Origin of the sequence: Odoribacter sp. AF15-53, from assembly GCF_003479425.1 — a bacterium.
Classification (GTDB): Bacteria; Bacteroidota; Bacteroidia; order Bacteroidales; family Marinifilaceae; genus Butyricimonas.
Map to the genome: position 1 here is coordinate 74,471 of NZ_QUHC01000012.1, position 16,249 is coordinate 90,719.

At 48.0% G+C, this 16,249-nt stretch carries 15 protein-coding genes; 6 read left to right on the forward strand and 9 right to left on the reverse strand.

Annotation, left to right across the window (positions count from 1 at the left end; translation table 11 throughout):
- The first annotated feature begins 51 nt into the window (after positions 1-51).
- From DWW52_RS18085 to lpxA, 4 genes are read left to right on the forward strand one after another with little or no spacing between them, the layout of a single operon-like run.
- Positions 52-1,242: an efflux RND transporter periplasmic adaptor subunit gene (locus DWW52_RS18085; protein WP_199692019.1), complete on the forward strand. Its 1,191-nt coding sequence runs from the start codon at positions 52-54 to the stop codon at positions 1,240-1,242.
- 50 nt (positions 1,243-1,292) lie between these two features.
- Positions 1,293-4,469 (forward strand): efflux RND transporter permease subunit, encoded by a 3,177-nt coding sequence (locus DWW52_RS18090; RefSeq protein WP_118717018.1) that lies wholly within the window; start codon positions 1,293-1,295, stop codon positions 4,467-4,469.
- 6 nt (positions 4,470-4,475) lie between these two features.
- Positions 4,476-5,855 carry a TolC family protein gene (locus tag DWW52_RS18095; RefSeq protein WP_118717020.1) on the forward strand — a complete coding sequence of 460 codons (1,380 nt, stop codon included), beginning with the start codon at positions 4,476-4,478 and terminating at the stop codon, positions 5,853-5,855.
- A 21-nt stretch (positions 5,856-5,876) separates the two neighbouring features.
- Positions 5,877-6,656, forward strand: a complete 780-nt coding sequence (gene lpxA, locus DWW52_RS18100) for an acyl-ACP--UDP-N-acetylglucosamine O-acyltransferase (RefSeq protein WP_118717022.1) — start codon at positions 5,877-5,879, stop codon at positions 6,654-6,656.
- Positions 6,657-6,937: 281 nt separating this feature from the next.
- Here lpxA and DWW52_RS21080 read toward each other — a convergent pair whose 3' ends face one another.
- On the reverse strand, positions 6,938-7,096 hold the full coding sequence (locus DWW52_RS21080) for a hypothetical protein (protein WP_158582659.1): 159 nt from the start codon (positions 7,094-7,096) through the stop codon (positions 6,938-6,940).
- Positions 7,097-7,832: 736 nt separating this feature from the next.
- On the opposite strand from DWW52_RS21080, the gene DWW52_RS20965 reads away from it, so the two are divergent.
- Positions 7,833-8,084 carry a hypothetical protein gene (locus DWW52_RS20965; RefSeq protein WP_148315401.1) on the forward strand — a complete coding sequence of 84 codons (252 nt, stop codon included), beginning with the start codon at positions 7,833-7,835 and terminating at the stop codon, positions 8,082-8,084.
- On the opposite strand, the gene DWW52_RS18105 is transcribed toward DWW52_RS20965, so the two are convergent.
- From DWW52_RS18105 to DWW52_RS20970, 3 genes are all read right to left on the reverse strand, one after another.
- Positions 8,033-9,079, reverse strand: coding sequence for a hypothetical protein (locus tag DWW52_RS18105; RefSeq protein WP_118717024.1), 1,047 nt, complete (start codon positions 9,077-9,079; stop codon positions 8,033-8,035). The two genes, DWW52_RS20965 and DWW52_RS18105, sit on opposite strands and share 52 nt — an antisense overlap.
- Positions 9,080-9,519: 440 nt before the next feature.
- Complete coding sequence (locus DWW52_RS21325) at positions 9,520-9,651, reverse strand: hypothetical protein (protein WP_255419010.1); 132 nt, start codon at positions 9,649-9,651, stop codon at positions 9,520-9,522.
- Positions 9,652-9,691: 40 nt separating this feature from the next.
- Positions 9,692-10,411 (reverse strand): hypothetical protein, encoded by a 720-nt coding sequence (locus DWW52_RS20970; RefSeq protein ID WP_148315402.1) that lies wholly within the window; start codon positions 10,409-10,411, stop codon positions 9,692-9,694.
- 98 nt (positions 10,412-10,509) lie between these two features.
- On the opposite strand from DWW52_RS20970, the gene DWW52_RS18115 reads away from it, so the two are divergent.
- Entirely contained in the window at positions 10,510-11,286 is a 777-nt protein-coding gene (locus tag DWW52_RS18115; RefSeq protein ID WP_118717028.1) for a class I SAM-dependent methyltransferase, read from the forward strand.
- An 854-nt stretch (positions 11,287-12,140) separates the two neighbouring features.
- Here DWW52_RS18115 and DWW52_RS18120 read toward each other — a convergent pair.
- From DWW52_RS18120 to DWW52_RS18140, 5 genes are all read right to left on the reverse strand, one after another.
- Positions 12,141-12,593: a hypothetical protein gene (locus DWW52_RS18120; RefSeq protein ID WP_148315403.1), complete on the reverse strand. Its 453-nt coding sequence runs from the start codon at positions 12,591-12,593 to the stop codon at positions 12,141-12,143.
- A 17-nt stretch (positions 12,594-12,610) separates the two neighbouring features.
- Positions 12,611-14,383: a hypothetical protein gene (locus DWW52_RS18125; protein WP_148315404.1), complete on the reverse strand. Its 1,773-nt coding sequence runs from the start codon at positions 14,381-14,383 to the stop codon at positions 12,611-12,613.
- Positions 14,384-14,917: 534 nt separating this feature from the next.
- Positions 14,918-15,466: a hypothetical protein gene (locus DWW52_RS18130; protein ID WP_118717034.1), complete on the reverse strand. Its 549-nt coding sequence runs from the start codon at positions 15,464-15,466 to the stop codon at positions 14,918-14,920.
- Between the two features lie 94 nt (positions 15,467-15,560).
- A complete protein-coding gene (locus DWW52_RS18135) occupies positions 15,561-15,968 on the reverse strand; it encodes a DUF5675 family protein (protein WP_118717036.1) in 408 nt (135 codons plus the stop codon).
- Positions 15,949-16,200 carry a hypothetical protein gene (locus DWW52_RS18140; protein WP_118717038.1) on the reverse strand — a complete coding sequence of 84 codons (252 nt, stop codon included), beginning with the start codon at positions 16,198-16,200 and terminating at the stop codon, positions 15,949-15,951. Before DWW52_RS18140 ends, DWW52_RS18135 begins: the two co-directional genes overlap by 20 nt.
- Positions 16,201-16,249: the final 49 nt, after the last annotated feature.

Genomic DNA, 16,249 nt, shown 5'->3' on the forward strand with positions numbered 1-16,249 from the left:
CAGCAAATGATGGCGTTTTAGCCTTGAAAACAAATATTTAATATCTAGCATATGAAAATTCAAAAATCAATGATCATTTTGTCTCAAAGGTTGATTGTCGTTATGTTGGGTGCAACTCTCTTTGCCTGTGGCAACAAACAGGCAGGATTTCAAGCGGGAGTACCCGAATACGCGGTAATAACAATCGAACCCAGCGTGTCGAAATTAAACAACGCCTACCCGGCGACAATAAGAGGATGTCAGGATGTCGAAATACGCCCGAACGTGAGTGGATTTATCACGCAACTGTGCGTGGACGAGGGATCGGTCGTGAAAAAAGGCCAAACGCTCTTTATTATAGACCCCGTGCAATACGAGGAAGCAGTAAATATGTCTCGCGCCGCCGTTAACGTGGCTAAAGCCGGGGTGGCAACCGCCAAACTCACCGCCGAGAACAAAAGGGTACTGGCACAAAAGGGTATCATCAGCACGTACGAGCTACAAACCGCCGAGAACACCCTGGCCTCGCAACAAGCTAACCTGGCACAAGCAGAAGCCCAGCTAATCAATGCCGAGAAAAACCTGTCCTACACGCGGGTAACCAGCCCCTCGGACGGTGTTGTCGGTAAAATACCCTTCCGCGTGGGAAGCCTCGTGAGCCCCAGTTCGGCCACGCCGTTAACCACCGTGTCTGACAACTCCAAAATGTTCGTTTACTTTTCCCTGAACGAGAAAGAGATATTGAAACTAACCCGCCAGACCAAGGGAGCCACGCAAAACGCCTTGAACGAGATGCCCGCCGTGGAGCTGAAACTCGTGGACAACACGATCTATTCCGAGAAGGGTAAAATCGAAACCCTCAGCGGTGTCATTGATCCCGACAAGGGAGCGGCCAGCGTGCGCGCCACCTTCCCCAACCCCGACGGTATCCTGCGTAGCGGTGGTTCCGGCGTGGTACTGATGCCGGAAGAAGACGACGCGGCCATCGTCATCCCGCAAATGGCAACGACCGAAATCCAAGACAAGAAATTCGTGTTCGTCGTGTCGGACAGTTCCGTGATCGCCACCCGCGAGATCAAAATCCTCCCCGTGAATGACGGGAAAAACTACGTCGTTACCGAAGGTTTGAAACCGGGTGAACGCATCGTCGTTGAAGGCATCGGCACATCCGTGCGCAACGGCATGAAGATCAAACCGATCACTCCCGCCGAATCGGCAGCCAAACTCCAGCAAGTGGCCGGACAACAAACCGCCCGGAAATAGAGAGATCGCTCTCGGGCAGAACATAAAATTAATTTGCAAAACGCAGAACTATGAAATTGGATAAATTTATTAAACGCCCGGTACTCTCGACGGTTATCTCCATCATAATCGTCATCTTGGGTATCCTGGGCCTGGTGTCCATCCCCGTCACCCAGTACCCCGACATCGCTCCCCCGACCGTGCACGTCAGCACGTCATACACCGGGGCGAACGCCCAGACGGTACTGAACAGCGTGATCGCCCCCCTGGAGGAGCAGATCAACGGCGTGGAAAACATGATGTACATGACCTCCACCGCCACCAACACGGGTGATGCTAGCATTGACGTGTATTTCAAACAGGGAACCGATCCCGACATGGCCGCCGTCAACGTGCAAAACCGCGTGGCCAAAGCGCAGGGACTTCTCCCCTCCGAGGTTACCCAGGTCGGTGTGATCACGAGCAAGCGCCAGACCAGTATGTTACTGGGTTTCACGATCTACAGCGCTGACGACCGTTTCGACGAAACCTTCATACAAAACTACGTGAAGATCAACCTCATCCCCCAGATACAGCGTGTTCCCGGCGTGGGCGATGCGATGGTGCTGGGAGCCGACTACTCCATGCGTATCTGGCTAAAACCGGACGTGATGGCACAGTACAAGTTGATGCCTTCCGACATCACGATGGCCCTCGCCGAGCAGAACATCGAGGCCGCCCCCGGACAATTCGGTGAAAGCGGTGACCAGTCCTTCCAGTACATCATGAAGTACAAGGGACGCCTCCAAACGTCCGATGAATTCGAGGACATCATCATCAAGGCCACCGCCGACGGCGAGATATTAAAACTGAAAGACGTGGCCCGCGTCGAGCTGGGCGGTCTGTCCTACGGTTACGCCACCCGTTCCAACGGTCACCCGGGAGTTACCGCCATGATCTTCCAGACGGCAGGTTCCAACGCCACCGAGATCATCAAAAACATCGAGAACCTGTTGGAAGAATCCTCCAAGGACTTCCCTCCCGGTGTCGAATACGATATTCTACTGAACGCGAACGACTTCCTGTTCGCCTCCATCAGCGAGGTGCTGAAAACCTTGCTCGAAGCCTTTATCCTCGTGTTCCTCGTGGTATTCATCTTCTTGCAGGACTTCCGTTCCACGTTAATCCCGGCCATAGCCATCCCCGTCGCGCTCGTCGGCACGTTCTTCGTGCTCTACCTGATCGGATTCAGCGTCAACCTACTGACGTTAAGTGCTATCGTGCTGGCCATCGCCATCGTGGTCGATGATACCATCATCGTCGTCGAGGCCGTCCACGCTAAACTGGATCAGGGATACAAATCCCCGCTAAAAGCCTCCATCGACGCCATGAACGAGATATCGGGAGCCATCGTATCCATCACCCTCGTGATGATGGCCGTGTTCATCCCCGTGAGCTTCATGACCGGGACCTCCGGCACGTTCTACCGCCAGTTCGGTCTGACGATGGCCATCGCCATCGGACTGTCAGCCGTCAACGCCTTGACCCTGAGTCCTGCGTTATGCGCCATGTTCCTGAAACCGCATGACAAAGACGGCGAGAATCACAAGAAAAAAGGATTCATCAACCGTTTCCATGCGGCCTTCAACACCGCCTTCGACATCACGCAGGCCAAATACAAGAAAGGAGTAACCTTCTTCATCAACCACAAGGTCACCTCTTTCATCACCGTGATCGCCAGTGTCGTGATCCTCGTGCTATTGATGCGGGTCACCCCGACGGGTATGGTCCCCAACGAGGATACCGGAACCTTCTTCGTGATCGTTGACCTTCCTCCCGCCACCTCGCTCGAAAGAACCCGTGCCACGCTAGCCGAGGTCGAGAAACTACTCGACGCGAACGACGCCGTAGCCTCTTACACCGAGGTAGCCGGGTATAGCTTCCTCGCCGGGCAAGGTAGCTCCTACGGGACGTTCATCTGCCGTCTGAAACCGTGGGACGAGCGTACCAAGGAACAGGACGTGAGCAAGGTGACCGGGACGATATACGTGCAGGCCATGCAAATGGTCAAAAACGCCCGGGTTCTCGTCTTCGCCCCCCCGATGATACCGGGGTATAGCGTGACGAACGGTTTCGAGTTCAACCTCCAGGACAAAACTGGGGGAAGTCTCGACGCTTTCTACAACATCGCACAGAACTTCCTCGAAAAGCTGAACGAGCGACCGGAGATCGCCTCCGCACGTACCTCCTTCAATCCGAACTACCCGCAATACATGGTAGACGTTGACGTGGCCAAGTGCAAGCAAGCCGGGATAAGCCCCAGCACGATACTTTCCGTGCTGCAGGGATACTACGGTAGTATGTACGCCTCCAACTTCAACCGCTTCGGTAAACTTTACCGCGTGATGATCCAGTCGGACGCCAACTTCCGCGTGAGCCCGGAGACGTTGAACCAGGTCATGGTTCGCAACGGGAACGAGATGGCCCCGATCTCCCAGTTCGTGACCCTGAACAAGATATACGGGCCCGACAACATCAAGCGCTTCAACATGTTCACCGCCATGAGCGTCAACGGGACCCCGGCCGACGGGTACAGCTCCGGCCAGGCCATCAAGGCCATCGAAGAAGTGGCCGCCACGACATTGCCCACGGGCTACGGCTACGAGTTCTCCGGTATGACCCGCGAGGAACAAGGTTCCAGCAGCAGCACCACGGCCATGATCTTCTTGCTCTGTCTCGTGTTCGTTTACCTGTTGTTGAGCGCCCAGTACGAGAGCTACATCCTCCCGCTGGTCGTGATCCTCTCCGTGCCGTTCGGGTTGATGGGTAGCTTCATCTTTGCGCAAATCATGGGTGTCGACAACAACATCTACATGCAGATATCACTCATCATGTTGATCGGCTTGCTGGCGAAAAACGCCATCCTGATCACCGAATTCGCGCTGGAGCGTCGCCTCTCGGGCATGAGCGTCGTCTCGGCCGCCGTGCTGGGAGCCTCCGCCCGTCTTCGCCCGATCCTGATGACCTCGCTCGCCATGGTAATCGGACTGTTGCCCTTGATGTTCGCCAGCGGCGTGGGTGCCAACGGTAACAACACGCTGGGAGCCGGGGCCATCGGTGGAATGTTGATCGGTATGATATGCCAGATATTCATCGTTCCCGCGCTATTCGTCGCCTTCCAGTACTTGCAGGAGAAGATCAAACCGATCGAGTGGCACGACACGGATAATGCCGAACTTGAATCTGAAATAGAACAATACACAAAATAAAGAAAGATGAAACAAGTTTTAATATACACGATATGCATGGGAGCCCTGTTAAGCAGCTGTAACGTCTACAAGCGTTACAGCCGTCCCGACACGGACGTGCAAGGCCTCTACCGGGACCCCGTATCCGCGGGCGACACGCTGGTTTCCGACACCTCGAACATGGGCAACCTGCCCTGGGAGAAAGTGTTCACGGACCCGCACCTGCAAACGCTGATCCGGCAAGGACTGGAACAAAACAGTGACTTGCAGACCGCCCTCCTGAAAGTGAAAGAAGCCGAGGCCGGGTTAATGTCTTCCCGCCTCGCCTACCTACCCTCCCTGGGATTATCGCCCCAGGGAACGGTGAGCAGCTTCGACAAAGCCGCCGCCTCGCAAACCTACACGCTTCCCGCTGTCGCGAGCTGGGAAGTCGACCTGTTCGGCAAGCTGACCAACGCCAAGCGGGGAGCCAAGGCCGCCTTGCTGCAAAGCGAGGCCTACCGCCAGGCCGTGCAGACACAAGTGATCTCGTCCATCGCTAACTCCTACTACACGCTGCTGATGCTCGACAGGCAACTGGCCATCACGGAAGAAACCGCCGTCCTGTGGCGGGAAACCGTCGAGACGATGAAAGCCATGAAAGAAGCCGGGATGGTGAACGAGGCAGCCGTCGTGCAGAGCGAGGCCAACAGCTACATGATCGCCGCCTCGATCCCCGACATCAAAAAAAGCATCCGGGAAGCCGAAAACGCCCTCTGCCTGTTGCTCAAACAAGCCCCGCAACGCGTGGAACGGGGACGGTTGGAAGACCAGTCCCTCCCTTCCCTGCTGAATGCCGGGGTTCCCGTTCAACTGCTGGCCAACCGCCCGGACGTGAAAGCGGCCGAGATGGCCCTCGCCGGGACGTTCTACAACACTAACCAGGCCCGTTCGGCCTTCTACCCCCAGATCTCCATCAGCGGGACGCTGGGCTGGACGAATAACTCCGGCATGGGAATCGTCAACCCGGGCAAGATGATCGCCACCGCGGTGGGATCACTCACCCAGCCCCTCTTCAACCGGGGAGCGTTGACCGCCCGCCTGAGAGTAGCCAAGGCGCAGCAGGAAGAAGCCCTGATCGCCTTCGAGCAAGCGATCCTGAATGCCGGGAGCGAGGTCAGCAACGCCCTCGTGCAGTACCAGACGGCCAAAGACAAGATCGTGCAACGCGAGAAACAGATCATTTCCCTCGAAAAATCGGTGGAATACACGCGAGAATTACTAACTTCATCCACGGCCACTTATCTCGAAGTGCTGACGGCTGAACAATCCTTGCTCAACGCTCAACTCACCGGAGTTTCCGACGAGTTCCAGCGCGTGCAAGCCGTTGTCAACCTGTACCGCGCTCTGGGTGGCGGACGCGACTAATAACCTTTAACACGAACAATTATGATCAGTCCATTAGCTTACGTTGATCCGGGAGCCAAGATCGGGAAGGATGTCACCGTGCATCCTTTCGCCTACATCGACAAGAATGTAGAGATCGGCGACAATTGCACCATCATGCCTTACGCCAGCATCCTGAGCGGGACACGCATGGGAACGAACAACACGGTTCACCAGGGGGCCATCATCGGAGCCACCCCGCAGGATTTCAAATTCAAGGGCGAGGATACCCTGCTACTGATAGGTAACAACAACACGATCCGCGAGAAGGTGATCATCAACCGGGGAACCGACACTTCCGACAGCACGATCGTCGGCGACGGGAATTTCCTGCTCGAAAGCGTGCATCTGGCACACGACACCCACCTCGGTAGTAACTGCGTGCTGGGAAACGCCGCCAAGACCGCCGGCAACTGCATCGTCGACGACCACGCCATTCTCGGTAGCGGCGTGATCGTGAAACACGGGTGTCGCGTCGGCTCCTGGGCGCTGGTGAAAGACGGGTGCCGTGCCAACAAGGACGTGCCCCCTTACATCGTGGCCGCCCACAACCCGATCGCTTACTACGGGGTTAACGCTTTTATCCTGCGCAAGGAACAAAAGCTCTCGGAAGAGATCATCGACGACATCGCCAAAGCATACCGTCAGGTGTACCAGTGTGGCACCAGCGTCGAAAACGCCCTCGTCCGCATCCGCGAAACGATCGCCATCGGTCCGGAGGTACAATCCATCCTCACGTTTATCGAGCAGTCCACGAAAGGGCTGATCGGGACGACGATGTGAGACACACCTTCGGGTGAGGCAAAAAATGAGGTTGTCAGAAAAGTCCCGTTGTCTAGAACTACCCCCTCCAACTTCCCCTTACATTGGGTGAGAGTTGATTACCAAGCGGTTTCCCCGCCTGCGTAAGGAGGGGGCAGGGGGGGTAGTTCTAGACAACGGGGCTTTTTCAATGGCCTCGCAAACAGAGGAAGAACTGGGGACTCCTCCCCAAAGACAGGAAGTCTCGTAGCTCACCATACTAGTCGGGTTTAAGAGAAACAACGACCCCCTCCAACTACCCCTTACACTGGGGGAGAGTTGATTACCAAGCGGTTTCCCCGCCTGTGTAAGGAGGGGGCAGGGGTGGTAGTTCTAGACAACGGGGCTTTTTCAATGGCCTCGTAAACAGAGGAAGAACTGGTGACTCCTCCCCAAAGACAGGAAGTCACGTAGCTCACCATACTAGTCGGTTTTAAGAGAAACAACTACCCCCTCCAACTACCCCTTACACTGGGGGAGAGTTGATTACCAAGCGGTTTCCCCGCCTGTGTAAGGAGGGGGCAGGGGCGGTAGTTCTAGACAACGGGGCTTTTTCAATGGCCTCGTAAACAGAGGAAGAACTGGGGACTCCTCCCCAAAGACAGGAAGTCACGTAGCTCACCATCCTAGTCGGTTTTAAGAGAAACAACTACCCCCTCCAACTACCCCTTACTCTGGGTGAGAGTTGATTACCAAGCGGTTCCCCCGCCTGTGTAAGGAGGGGCAGGGGTTGTAGTTCTAGACAACGGGGCCTTATGAACTAAAAAGGGAGGTACCCCGTGGGGGAAGAACCTCCCGAACCGTTACCCCCTGGTTGCGCCGGGCAACGGTTTTGCCACTCTACACCTTGCACATCGCGTCAAGTATCGACATAACCAAGTCTATATATCGAGTTGGCTCTTTACAAAAAACGTACCCAATCTTAGCAATCACACCCCAATGATGGAAACGACCGATGTGATAAAACCAAGACGGGTACGTCTATGGCCATATACACGTACTCCGTCCCCAAAAAGATCACCCGGTCGTTTCTTACGTTGGGGTAAACTTTTGGTCTAGTACTTATAATAATTCACTAAAACGGGACGAAATCTCCATCGCCCGTGGTGCAAATATAGGAATAAATTTTTAACAATATTCAAAATAGCTGCTAAATACATGAGAATCATACAAAATCCACAAAGAAAAGATGATAAGTTTGAGGACTACCACTACCCCCCAACCCCTCCTTACACGGGAGGGGAAATGAACGCGAGGAGACACTTCTATCAAGCATCTCGGCACTCACTCACCCCGTGCAAGGGGAAGCCGGGAGGGGTAGATGGAAAACTAAAAGCACAATTACCGTTCGCGGGCGACTACCGTTTCGCTTTCCGGATGGCGGCGGCTTCTTGCGCTTTCTTCTTCTGACGTTGTTTCAGCTCGCCGAGTAATTCCCCGTACACGTGCATCCGTTCGGCAAAAGGAGTCATTTCTGCTTCCTCGCCGGGGGTGTCCTCGCACAGGTCGTCGAGCAAGTCATCGAGCTGGCGATTTCTCTCGCTGGCGGGGGTCGACATCACCGCTTTCGCGGCTTCCTCCCGCTCCTTCCCGCGAGCTGCAGCCCTCGCTTCGAGTTCCTGGTCAACCAGCGCATTGAGCTTGTCGAGCGACTTGTTGACTGAGATTCTCAGTTTCATGTCCTTGACCATCCGGCTGACGGCCACCCGGTTCGAGTCTCCTTCCAAGATACAAACGGAATTGGAAGTCTTCTTCCCCTTGACGCGGCACGTGAAGGCATACGCGAAAAGCGTGTCGAGATTCACGCCTTCGGGAAGACTCACCGAGGTACTCCCCTCTTCCGAGCGATCGCGCAGCTTCGTAACACTACAGAAGTGGCTCGTGGGATCGTACAACACGCCCCGGGCGAAATCATCGGGCAGGCGATCGGAACCCAGCAAGGAGTCTTTCTCCTGGGTGAACATCACGGAGCGCCCCTCTTCGTCGAGCGTCGCGGTCACCGTGATACCCGGGAGGTTCCCCGTGGCCAGAATCATTTTCTGGTAATCGACAAGGTACGTGTACTGCAAGTTGACTTTCACCTTGGGATTGTACTCCTTCGTGGGGTCAATCTTCACTGCCGTCGCCACGCCGGCCACGGAGTTGAATCCCACGAACTTGGCATGACCGCAGGCCTCTTTCCCGTTATCGGGGAAACCCGCTCGGGAAGCCGGGAGCAAGTATCCCCCCTCCCGTCCCAGCCCACCGAACGCAGCATCGTTCTCCGCCACGTTCTCGACAAGGAGAGATTTCTTGTTCGTCTTGGCACGAGTAATCATCGTTAATCTCTCGAACGGGTGCGGGTAGAACACCTGATCATCGAAAGATCCACTCGCGTAGGTACAACCGCTTAATCTTTTTTTCATAGTTGTAAATTTTAAATTAATAAATTAGTTACCCTCCGGCCACCCATCACAACCCACCTGCGTGAGTTATCCATTCACAAGTTACGACAATAAATATCATTTTCAAAGCTTGAAAATGTTAAATTTTAATATTTTTTAACATCTACAAAGTGTCTCTAAACCTGATCTCGACCGGTGGAAGACAAAGCACTAATTTCCAGAGGAGTATCCACCTACCTCGCACCGTATCCGACCCGCTTACTTATCTGGAACTTATCTGGAACTTAACTGGAACTTATCTGGGTTTCATTGTTAAGTAGTTGTTTAATTCCAAATATATTCTTATCTTCATGACGTGGAAAGGTTCCGGAGAGATTGTTACACCCTAAATCGAAAGTCATGGAAACGCTTGACCAAAACTCGCCACGTCCCCGCAAATACCGTGTTAACGGGATCACGTACTACAATCGCATGGGAAAACTCTGCCAGATGTCCAGCACGCGGGAAACCGTGAAAATACCGCCGACGGAAAAACAAATCGAGAGCCGGGAGGCGCTCCATGTCTCTGTAAGTTTCGCAAATAACTTTTTCATGGTTTGCGACGCCCTCGTCCCGGCATGGGATCTCCTCGGTCTACTCCTGCAGAAGGAACGAATGGCGGCCTTCAAAAAGGTCAATTTCCCGGTTTTCGACCCCGTGACGCTGGGCGTGGACTACTTCCCCGATTTCATCTTCTGCGTGGGTGATCTCGTGCCACCGCGGAAGGTGGAAGTACGCCGCGACGGATGGACGTTGTTCATCGACTGGACCATTCCCGCCCGCGAGTACGGTCTCTCCCGGCCCGATGACAAGCTGATCGTGGGGTACTTCTACGCCTCCCGGCCGGACGCGCCGCACTTGCTGACGAGGATATCCTTCACCCGCGACGAGTGCCACGCCGAGGTCAAGATACCCGCCCGGAAATTCCCCGTGACGGAGGGCCTGCACGTTTACATCATGTTCCGCAGCCACGACTGGTCGGCCTACTCGAACAGCCGCTACGGGGGACTGGTGTACGGGGCGTAAGTCGCCCGGCGAGAAAATATATTTTTTTACCCGTGATATATTTCCTATCAAACAAAATATCACGTATCTTCGCAACATGACAAACACGACAGTTAAATCGGATTTGGTATTGTAAAGAGACGGTCTAAAAAGTCTCGTCTTCACGAATGCACTACTCCCTCCGGCTCCTCCCCCTTGCACGGGTGAGAGCTGATTACCAGGCGGTGAACCGCCCAAGCAAAGAGTGGTAGTTTCGTGTAAATAGACTTTCCAGGCAGCCTCTTCCCTCGCTCCCTCCCGGATATTCATTCGAGAGCGGTTTCGTATTATTATAATTTTAGTTTTTAATCGCATGCGGTGACGAAAGCATTTTCATGCCTTCACGCGCACGCAATACAATAAAGATCATGAGTAACGAAAATAAAACAATTCACGAATTCGATTTCAATTTAATATGCGAATTTTTTTCCAACATGAAACGTCAGGGCCCCGGAAGTCCCGAGGTAACGCTCAAAGCACTCGGTTTCGTCGATAACCTCACCGAACAATCCCGCGTCGCCGATCTCGGTTGCGGCACGGGTGGGCAGACGATGACGCTTGCCCAACACACCCGGGGAAAGATCACCGGGCTTGACCTGTTTCCCGATTTTATCAACATCTTCAATCGCAACGCAAGGCGATTAGGCTTGCAAGACCGCGTAAAAGGCATCGTCGGCTCGATGGACAACCTTCCTTTCCAGCACGGGGAACTGGACCTGATCTGGTCGGAAGGAGCCATTTATAACATCGGCTTCGAGCGGGGATTGAACGAGTGGCGCAAATACCTGAAAACGGGAGGGTATATCGCCGTCACCGAAAGTTCATGGTTCACGGATGAACGCCCCGTGGAAATCAACAACTTCTGGATGAACGCATATCCCGAGATAGACACGATTCCCCACCAGATAGCCAAGATACACGAGGCGGGATACCTCCCCGTCGCCACCTTCGTCCTGCCGGAAAATTGCTGGACGGAGCATTATTTCGCACCCAAGGTTGCGGTTCAGGAGATGTTTCTCGATAAATACGCGGGGAATAAAACCGTCGAGGAATTCGTCAGGCTGCAATATCATGAAGAAGAATTATACCGCAAGTATAAAAAATTCTACGGCTACGTATTCTTCATCGCTAAAAAGATAGAATGATGATTCATTTCTATCAAACAGTGCCGGTATTCTTTCAACGGGAATACCGCGCTGTTGTTTGGCTCCACGAGAGCCCCCAAAGCCCTCCTTTGTACACAAAAAAGAGGCTAAACCTCTTCGGATAGCCTCTTTTATTCGTTAACTGAATGATTCCAGTGGAGCCAATTGGGGGACTCGAACCCCAGACCTACGCATTACGAATGATAAAATCAAATACACAATACAATAATGATAATCAAAATATTACAAAACCAAAATAATTCACTCCGTAAAACATTTGTAAAACACACGTCGCATTTTATCCCTTATATATTTGATTTGATCGTACCAATTGTAATAGTATAACCTTATTTCCATCATCATCTTCACAAACGCCCCTAATTGAATCAAAAAGAGCATCATGATAGTGTTAAACCGTCCAACTTTTCGGGGGCGCATCAAATTCCCTACTCTTTGTTCATTTTTTCCTTAAGATTGTTGTAATATATCCCCAAGATCAATTACGTCTATTTTGTTAGCCATCTTCTTAATGGTAAAACAACAGGAGAAATACACGCTCTCGATAATAAATGACGTTTCCGTGATGGTTTCAAGTTTTAAACATACTCGTGTTTAATGGAACGTGATATTGATGATAAAATTGAAACACTACAAGCGCAATTTACTCTCTCTTTCGAGGATCTTATCAAGAAGCTTATTGAAAACACTGCAAAAAAAAATGATTAATAAACAAACTCCTTATAATTTATAAAAAGACAAAATTTACTACTATTTCTTAGTAGCAAATACATTAACCAAAAATGAACAAAAACAAGAGATTAGCCTCGTTTTTGTTCATCCTCGTTCTTGATGAATTATTTATTCAAAAAAGATTTAAATGGAACTTTAGATACAAAATTTTTTTTCTTCTGTTTATCTCTTATAGCTTCCATATTTTCTTTTGCTAAACTGGAACCATTACCAAAAGCAATATATTCAATAGCTCCAGTATCCTCCCAAAAGTAAACTTCAACCAAATAATTCCATTCTAATTTATACTTAGTCGTGTCATACTCATACGTGAGTTTGTAGAATGCCCGTCCTTTATTTGCTCCTTCAGGAGAAATTATACGAGATATCTTAACGTTTATATGTTCCGTGTAATAACGTTCATCTCCAAACTCTAAAATTATTTTTTTTGCAGACTCCAACATTATACTATCCCGTGCTGATTTTGATAAATCTTTTAATGACTGGGAATATGTATTCATTGTACAACATATCAACAATAATACTGATCCGATAAAACAATAAAATAATTTATTCATAATTCAAAAATTTATTATTAATTCAAAGGTCTTCTATATACACCAAAATGAGAATAAGTAGCAGGATCATCAAGACTATGTCCTGGCATTATCATCATTCCTGATCCATAGGGATTAGATACTCCTATATAATCATATACAATCCCAACTACACCTAATAGTTGAGTAGCTTCAATATCTTGAGTTGATGGGCCAACTTTCTTTCCTGTAGCTAGATACGTGCATGCTGTGTGCGTATAAAAAAAACCAACAAAATAACACGTTTCGCTCTCCCGCGACGGATATTCGACTTCTATAGTTGCATGTTCATCAGGGCCAGCTTCATTTCCACTAAATTCCTCAAACTTGTATGTCTTTTCCTGAGCATCAATATAGATATAACAACCCAATTCTTGACGTTTAGATTCTGTCGTGTTTTGAATTGTTTTGGTCCATAAATTTGTCATCTGGGTTTGAATTTGCATATTATTGACAATGTCATGATATGAAGGGTACAATTCTTTCACGCGAAGAACTTCACTAAAAACTTGTCGATCTTCAATGTTAGCTCGAACTCTAATATCCCATTCTCCTGGTTTTGTTGCTATACGTGTGAGTCTTGCCTCCATCCCTCTATAAATAGGAGTCCACGCACCACTATTAGCCGGTGCCATCTCAAAGAAATACAACGTAGGAAAATATGCTCCATTTGGAGTTTTTGGTCTTGCCCAAAGCACATAGTCATTTAATAATGCAACTTCTTCGTCACTAAGTAGTAATTCAACACCAAAACAATCACATGGAAGACAATTCGGAGAGGTTGGAGTTACACATTTCAAACAGTATGGACATTTTTCATCTGTACAAGGTTCTTCCGGTTTTTCCGGAATTACGGGTCTTTCATATTCTGGAATACTTCCACCATTGCCCAATGTCGAATGATAAAATGGCCCTGCGATAAGCATTCCCCAATATACATTTGAAACAAAAGAGCGCCCTCGCATATTCTGAGAAATATCATTCATGTAATCCCACATGGCATTTTTCATATCAATAGTCGGATCTGAAACCATAAACCAAATCTCGGCACTATTCGTTTTTATATCTGTACGTGCGCGCCATTTAATAGCTGGATTTTTCTTACACAAAGTTTCATATGCATCTTTTAAAAAAATATCAGAAATTGTTTTTTGGGAAAGAGCCCATGCAGTTAGAGGAGGAGCAACCCAGTATATTATATCAAATTTTATATATACTTTATATGGATATTCTTCCATATTTTGAGCAAAATTAATTCTTTCATATTCAGTATACAATTCTCCATTATTCCACTTGTTAACAAAATCACACAACTTGTCACTAACTTCTAATCCCTGATTTTTGTATTGTAAAAAACGAGAAGAATAGAGATATAATTCCAAGCCATTGAGATTATTTAAAAAATCTTGATCAATTAAAATACTTTGATCTAATTTTGTATTATTCGGATTAATATCTGCCTCATTCACCGTTCTAAATATCAGATAACTTTCTATTATTCCTGTTTTTTTATTTTTCAATGGAGCACTAAAAATATACCCATATTTTTCAGTACAAGAAAGTTCTGTATAGTCAAGTAATATCTCCGAACATTTTTGTAATTCAAGGAATTTATCATCTATGTCATTTTGCTGAAGTTTTGAAAAAAGAATCTTCCCCATCTCATTATTTCCCGTGTAAGTTAACGTTTCCACTCCAATATCCAATTCTTCAAACGAATCCATGCATGAATATACAAATATCAATAATAAAATACATCCAAATTTATTCATAAAATTAGTAGTTATGATTAGTAATTGTTTCATATATAAGGATAAAACATTCCTGTTTCAAATGAAAACTTCTTCTAACAATGATCCATCATATGCTAACATCAACAATAATTAAATGTGATTTAGCTAAATTTCATAGCCATATCAATAATCATAAAATATTATGTAATATTTTTTTTGTTTTGATTTAAAAATTTCACAAACTCTCCCCAAAAGACATGATTTTGAAAATAAAAATACCTTACTCATAATAATTAGCTTTAAGTTAATACTAATTCTTTGCAAACTAATAAACTTGCAAATTTGTTGTATAAAATTACAAAGTAAAAACGCAAAAAAGTGTACCTAATTTGTACCAATTTTTAGTTAAAAATTTATAAATTGAATATTTATAAACAATCATCCATGCAGAAATGCTATTTAAAAGGGAAATTACGAACAAATACTTTCCTTTATCTTACAATAAAAATACTAAAACAAAAACTATTAAATTGGTAATTGTTTAATCAAACTTTTGTGTTTTTCCTTTATAAACTAGAATTTATAAAGTATCCCCCAATTTATTCCTTTAGACGAATACTCAGTCCGAAAACCTAAATTATAATAAAAGAACCCACCCCCAGCTGAAAAGGAGTTTAGATTTAAAACAGAAATAGAAGCAAATGGCATAAACACCCTTTTCTTCATAATCGTTATTTCTTTGTGTATTGGTATAAATGAGTAAGACAAACGCCGTAATTCGTTATACTGCACCAAGAGGTCTACAGATAATTTACCGGATTCATTATCGAACAAAATCCTCTTGTAATCCCGGATCAGATTCCAGTCCTCCAATGTAGCTTTAATAGTCTCATTCCGATCTACAACTGAAACATCCAGGTAAACCGTATCCGTTTTATACTTATATTTATAACGTAATTCCCCAGCTAGATAAACGGTATCCGGCACAAAGTTTGTGATCGTATCCCGTATCGTTTCACCTTGGACGTATTTCGTGACTTCTTTCTCGCTAACGTTCATCTGACCAAGGAAGAAACCGATCATTAAACAGGCCAGACAGCATGCTATCCAAAATATCTTCATTTTGTTATCTGATTTTATTTTTATACCCTAGTAACACCGATCCTCGCATGGGAGAAAACCACACGACAACCTCCTTTAATTTCTCCCGTGCTTTTTATCTTACCTTGATCGTAATCTTTTCCCCAGACAACATCGCTCTCTCCAACATTTCCGTTAGCCTCAACTCATAAGGAGTAGAATTAATCACTCTCCCCAGTTGTTTGTTCTCTCCCACCAAGATACACCCAGACGTGTCCTTATCTGTATTGCCTCGGTGAATCCTTATGCCCGTAAAATAGGGTACATCTAAAAGCAAAGGTAACTTCCGTTTAAACTTCGCTGACACGTTTACGATAACCTCATAGACTCCTTCCGGGATCGCCGTTTCGTTCATCACCTTCTCTTCCTTATCCCAATCCCGATATCGATCTTCTAACGTATCGCAGAAATATTTCCCGTCCACGAAAAACCTCCCAATCGTGTAAAGGTGCTTCTTCGCTATTCTATTTAGTTCCAGTTTCATCTGTTACCTCTTTTAATTTGTTTAGTAATTGCTCGGCCGTTTTAGCGTCTGCACATTGAATGATCGCCCGAATCGCATCCGGTAATTTCGCTACTTGACTTTTCTTTGCTTTCTCGTTTTCCCAAACGCTGCGGCCCTCGATCAAGACGATAGCAGCCGTTACCAACATCGAGGCGAAAGGTAACGTGTACCAATCAATACAGCTACCGATCAAATCAAATATCAAGGCCATCACTTGTATCCGCCAGTAATTGGAAAATCCGCACTAATTTGCCCCATCT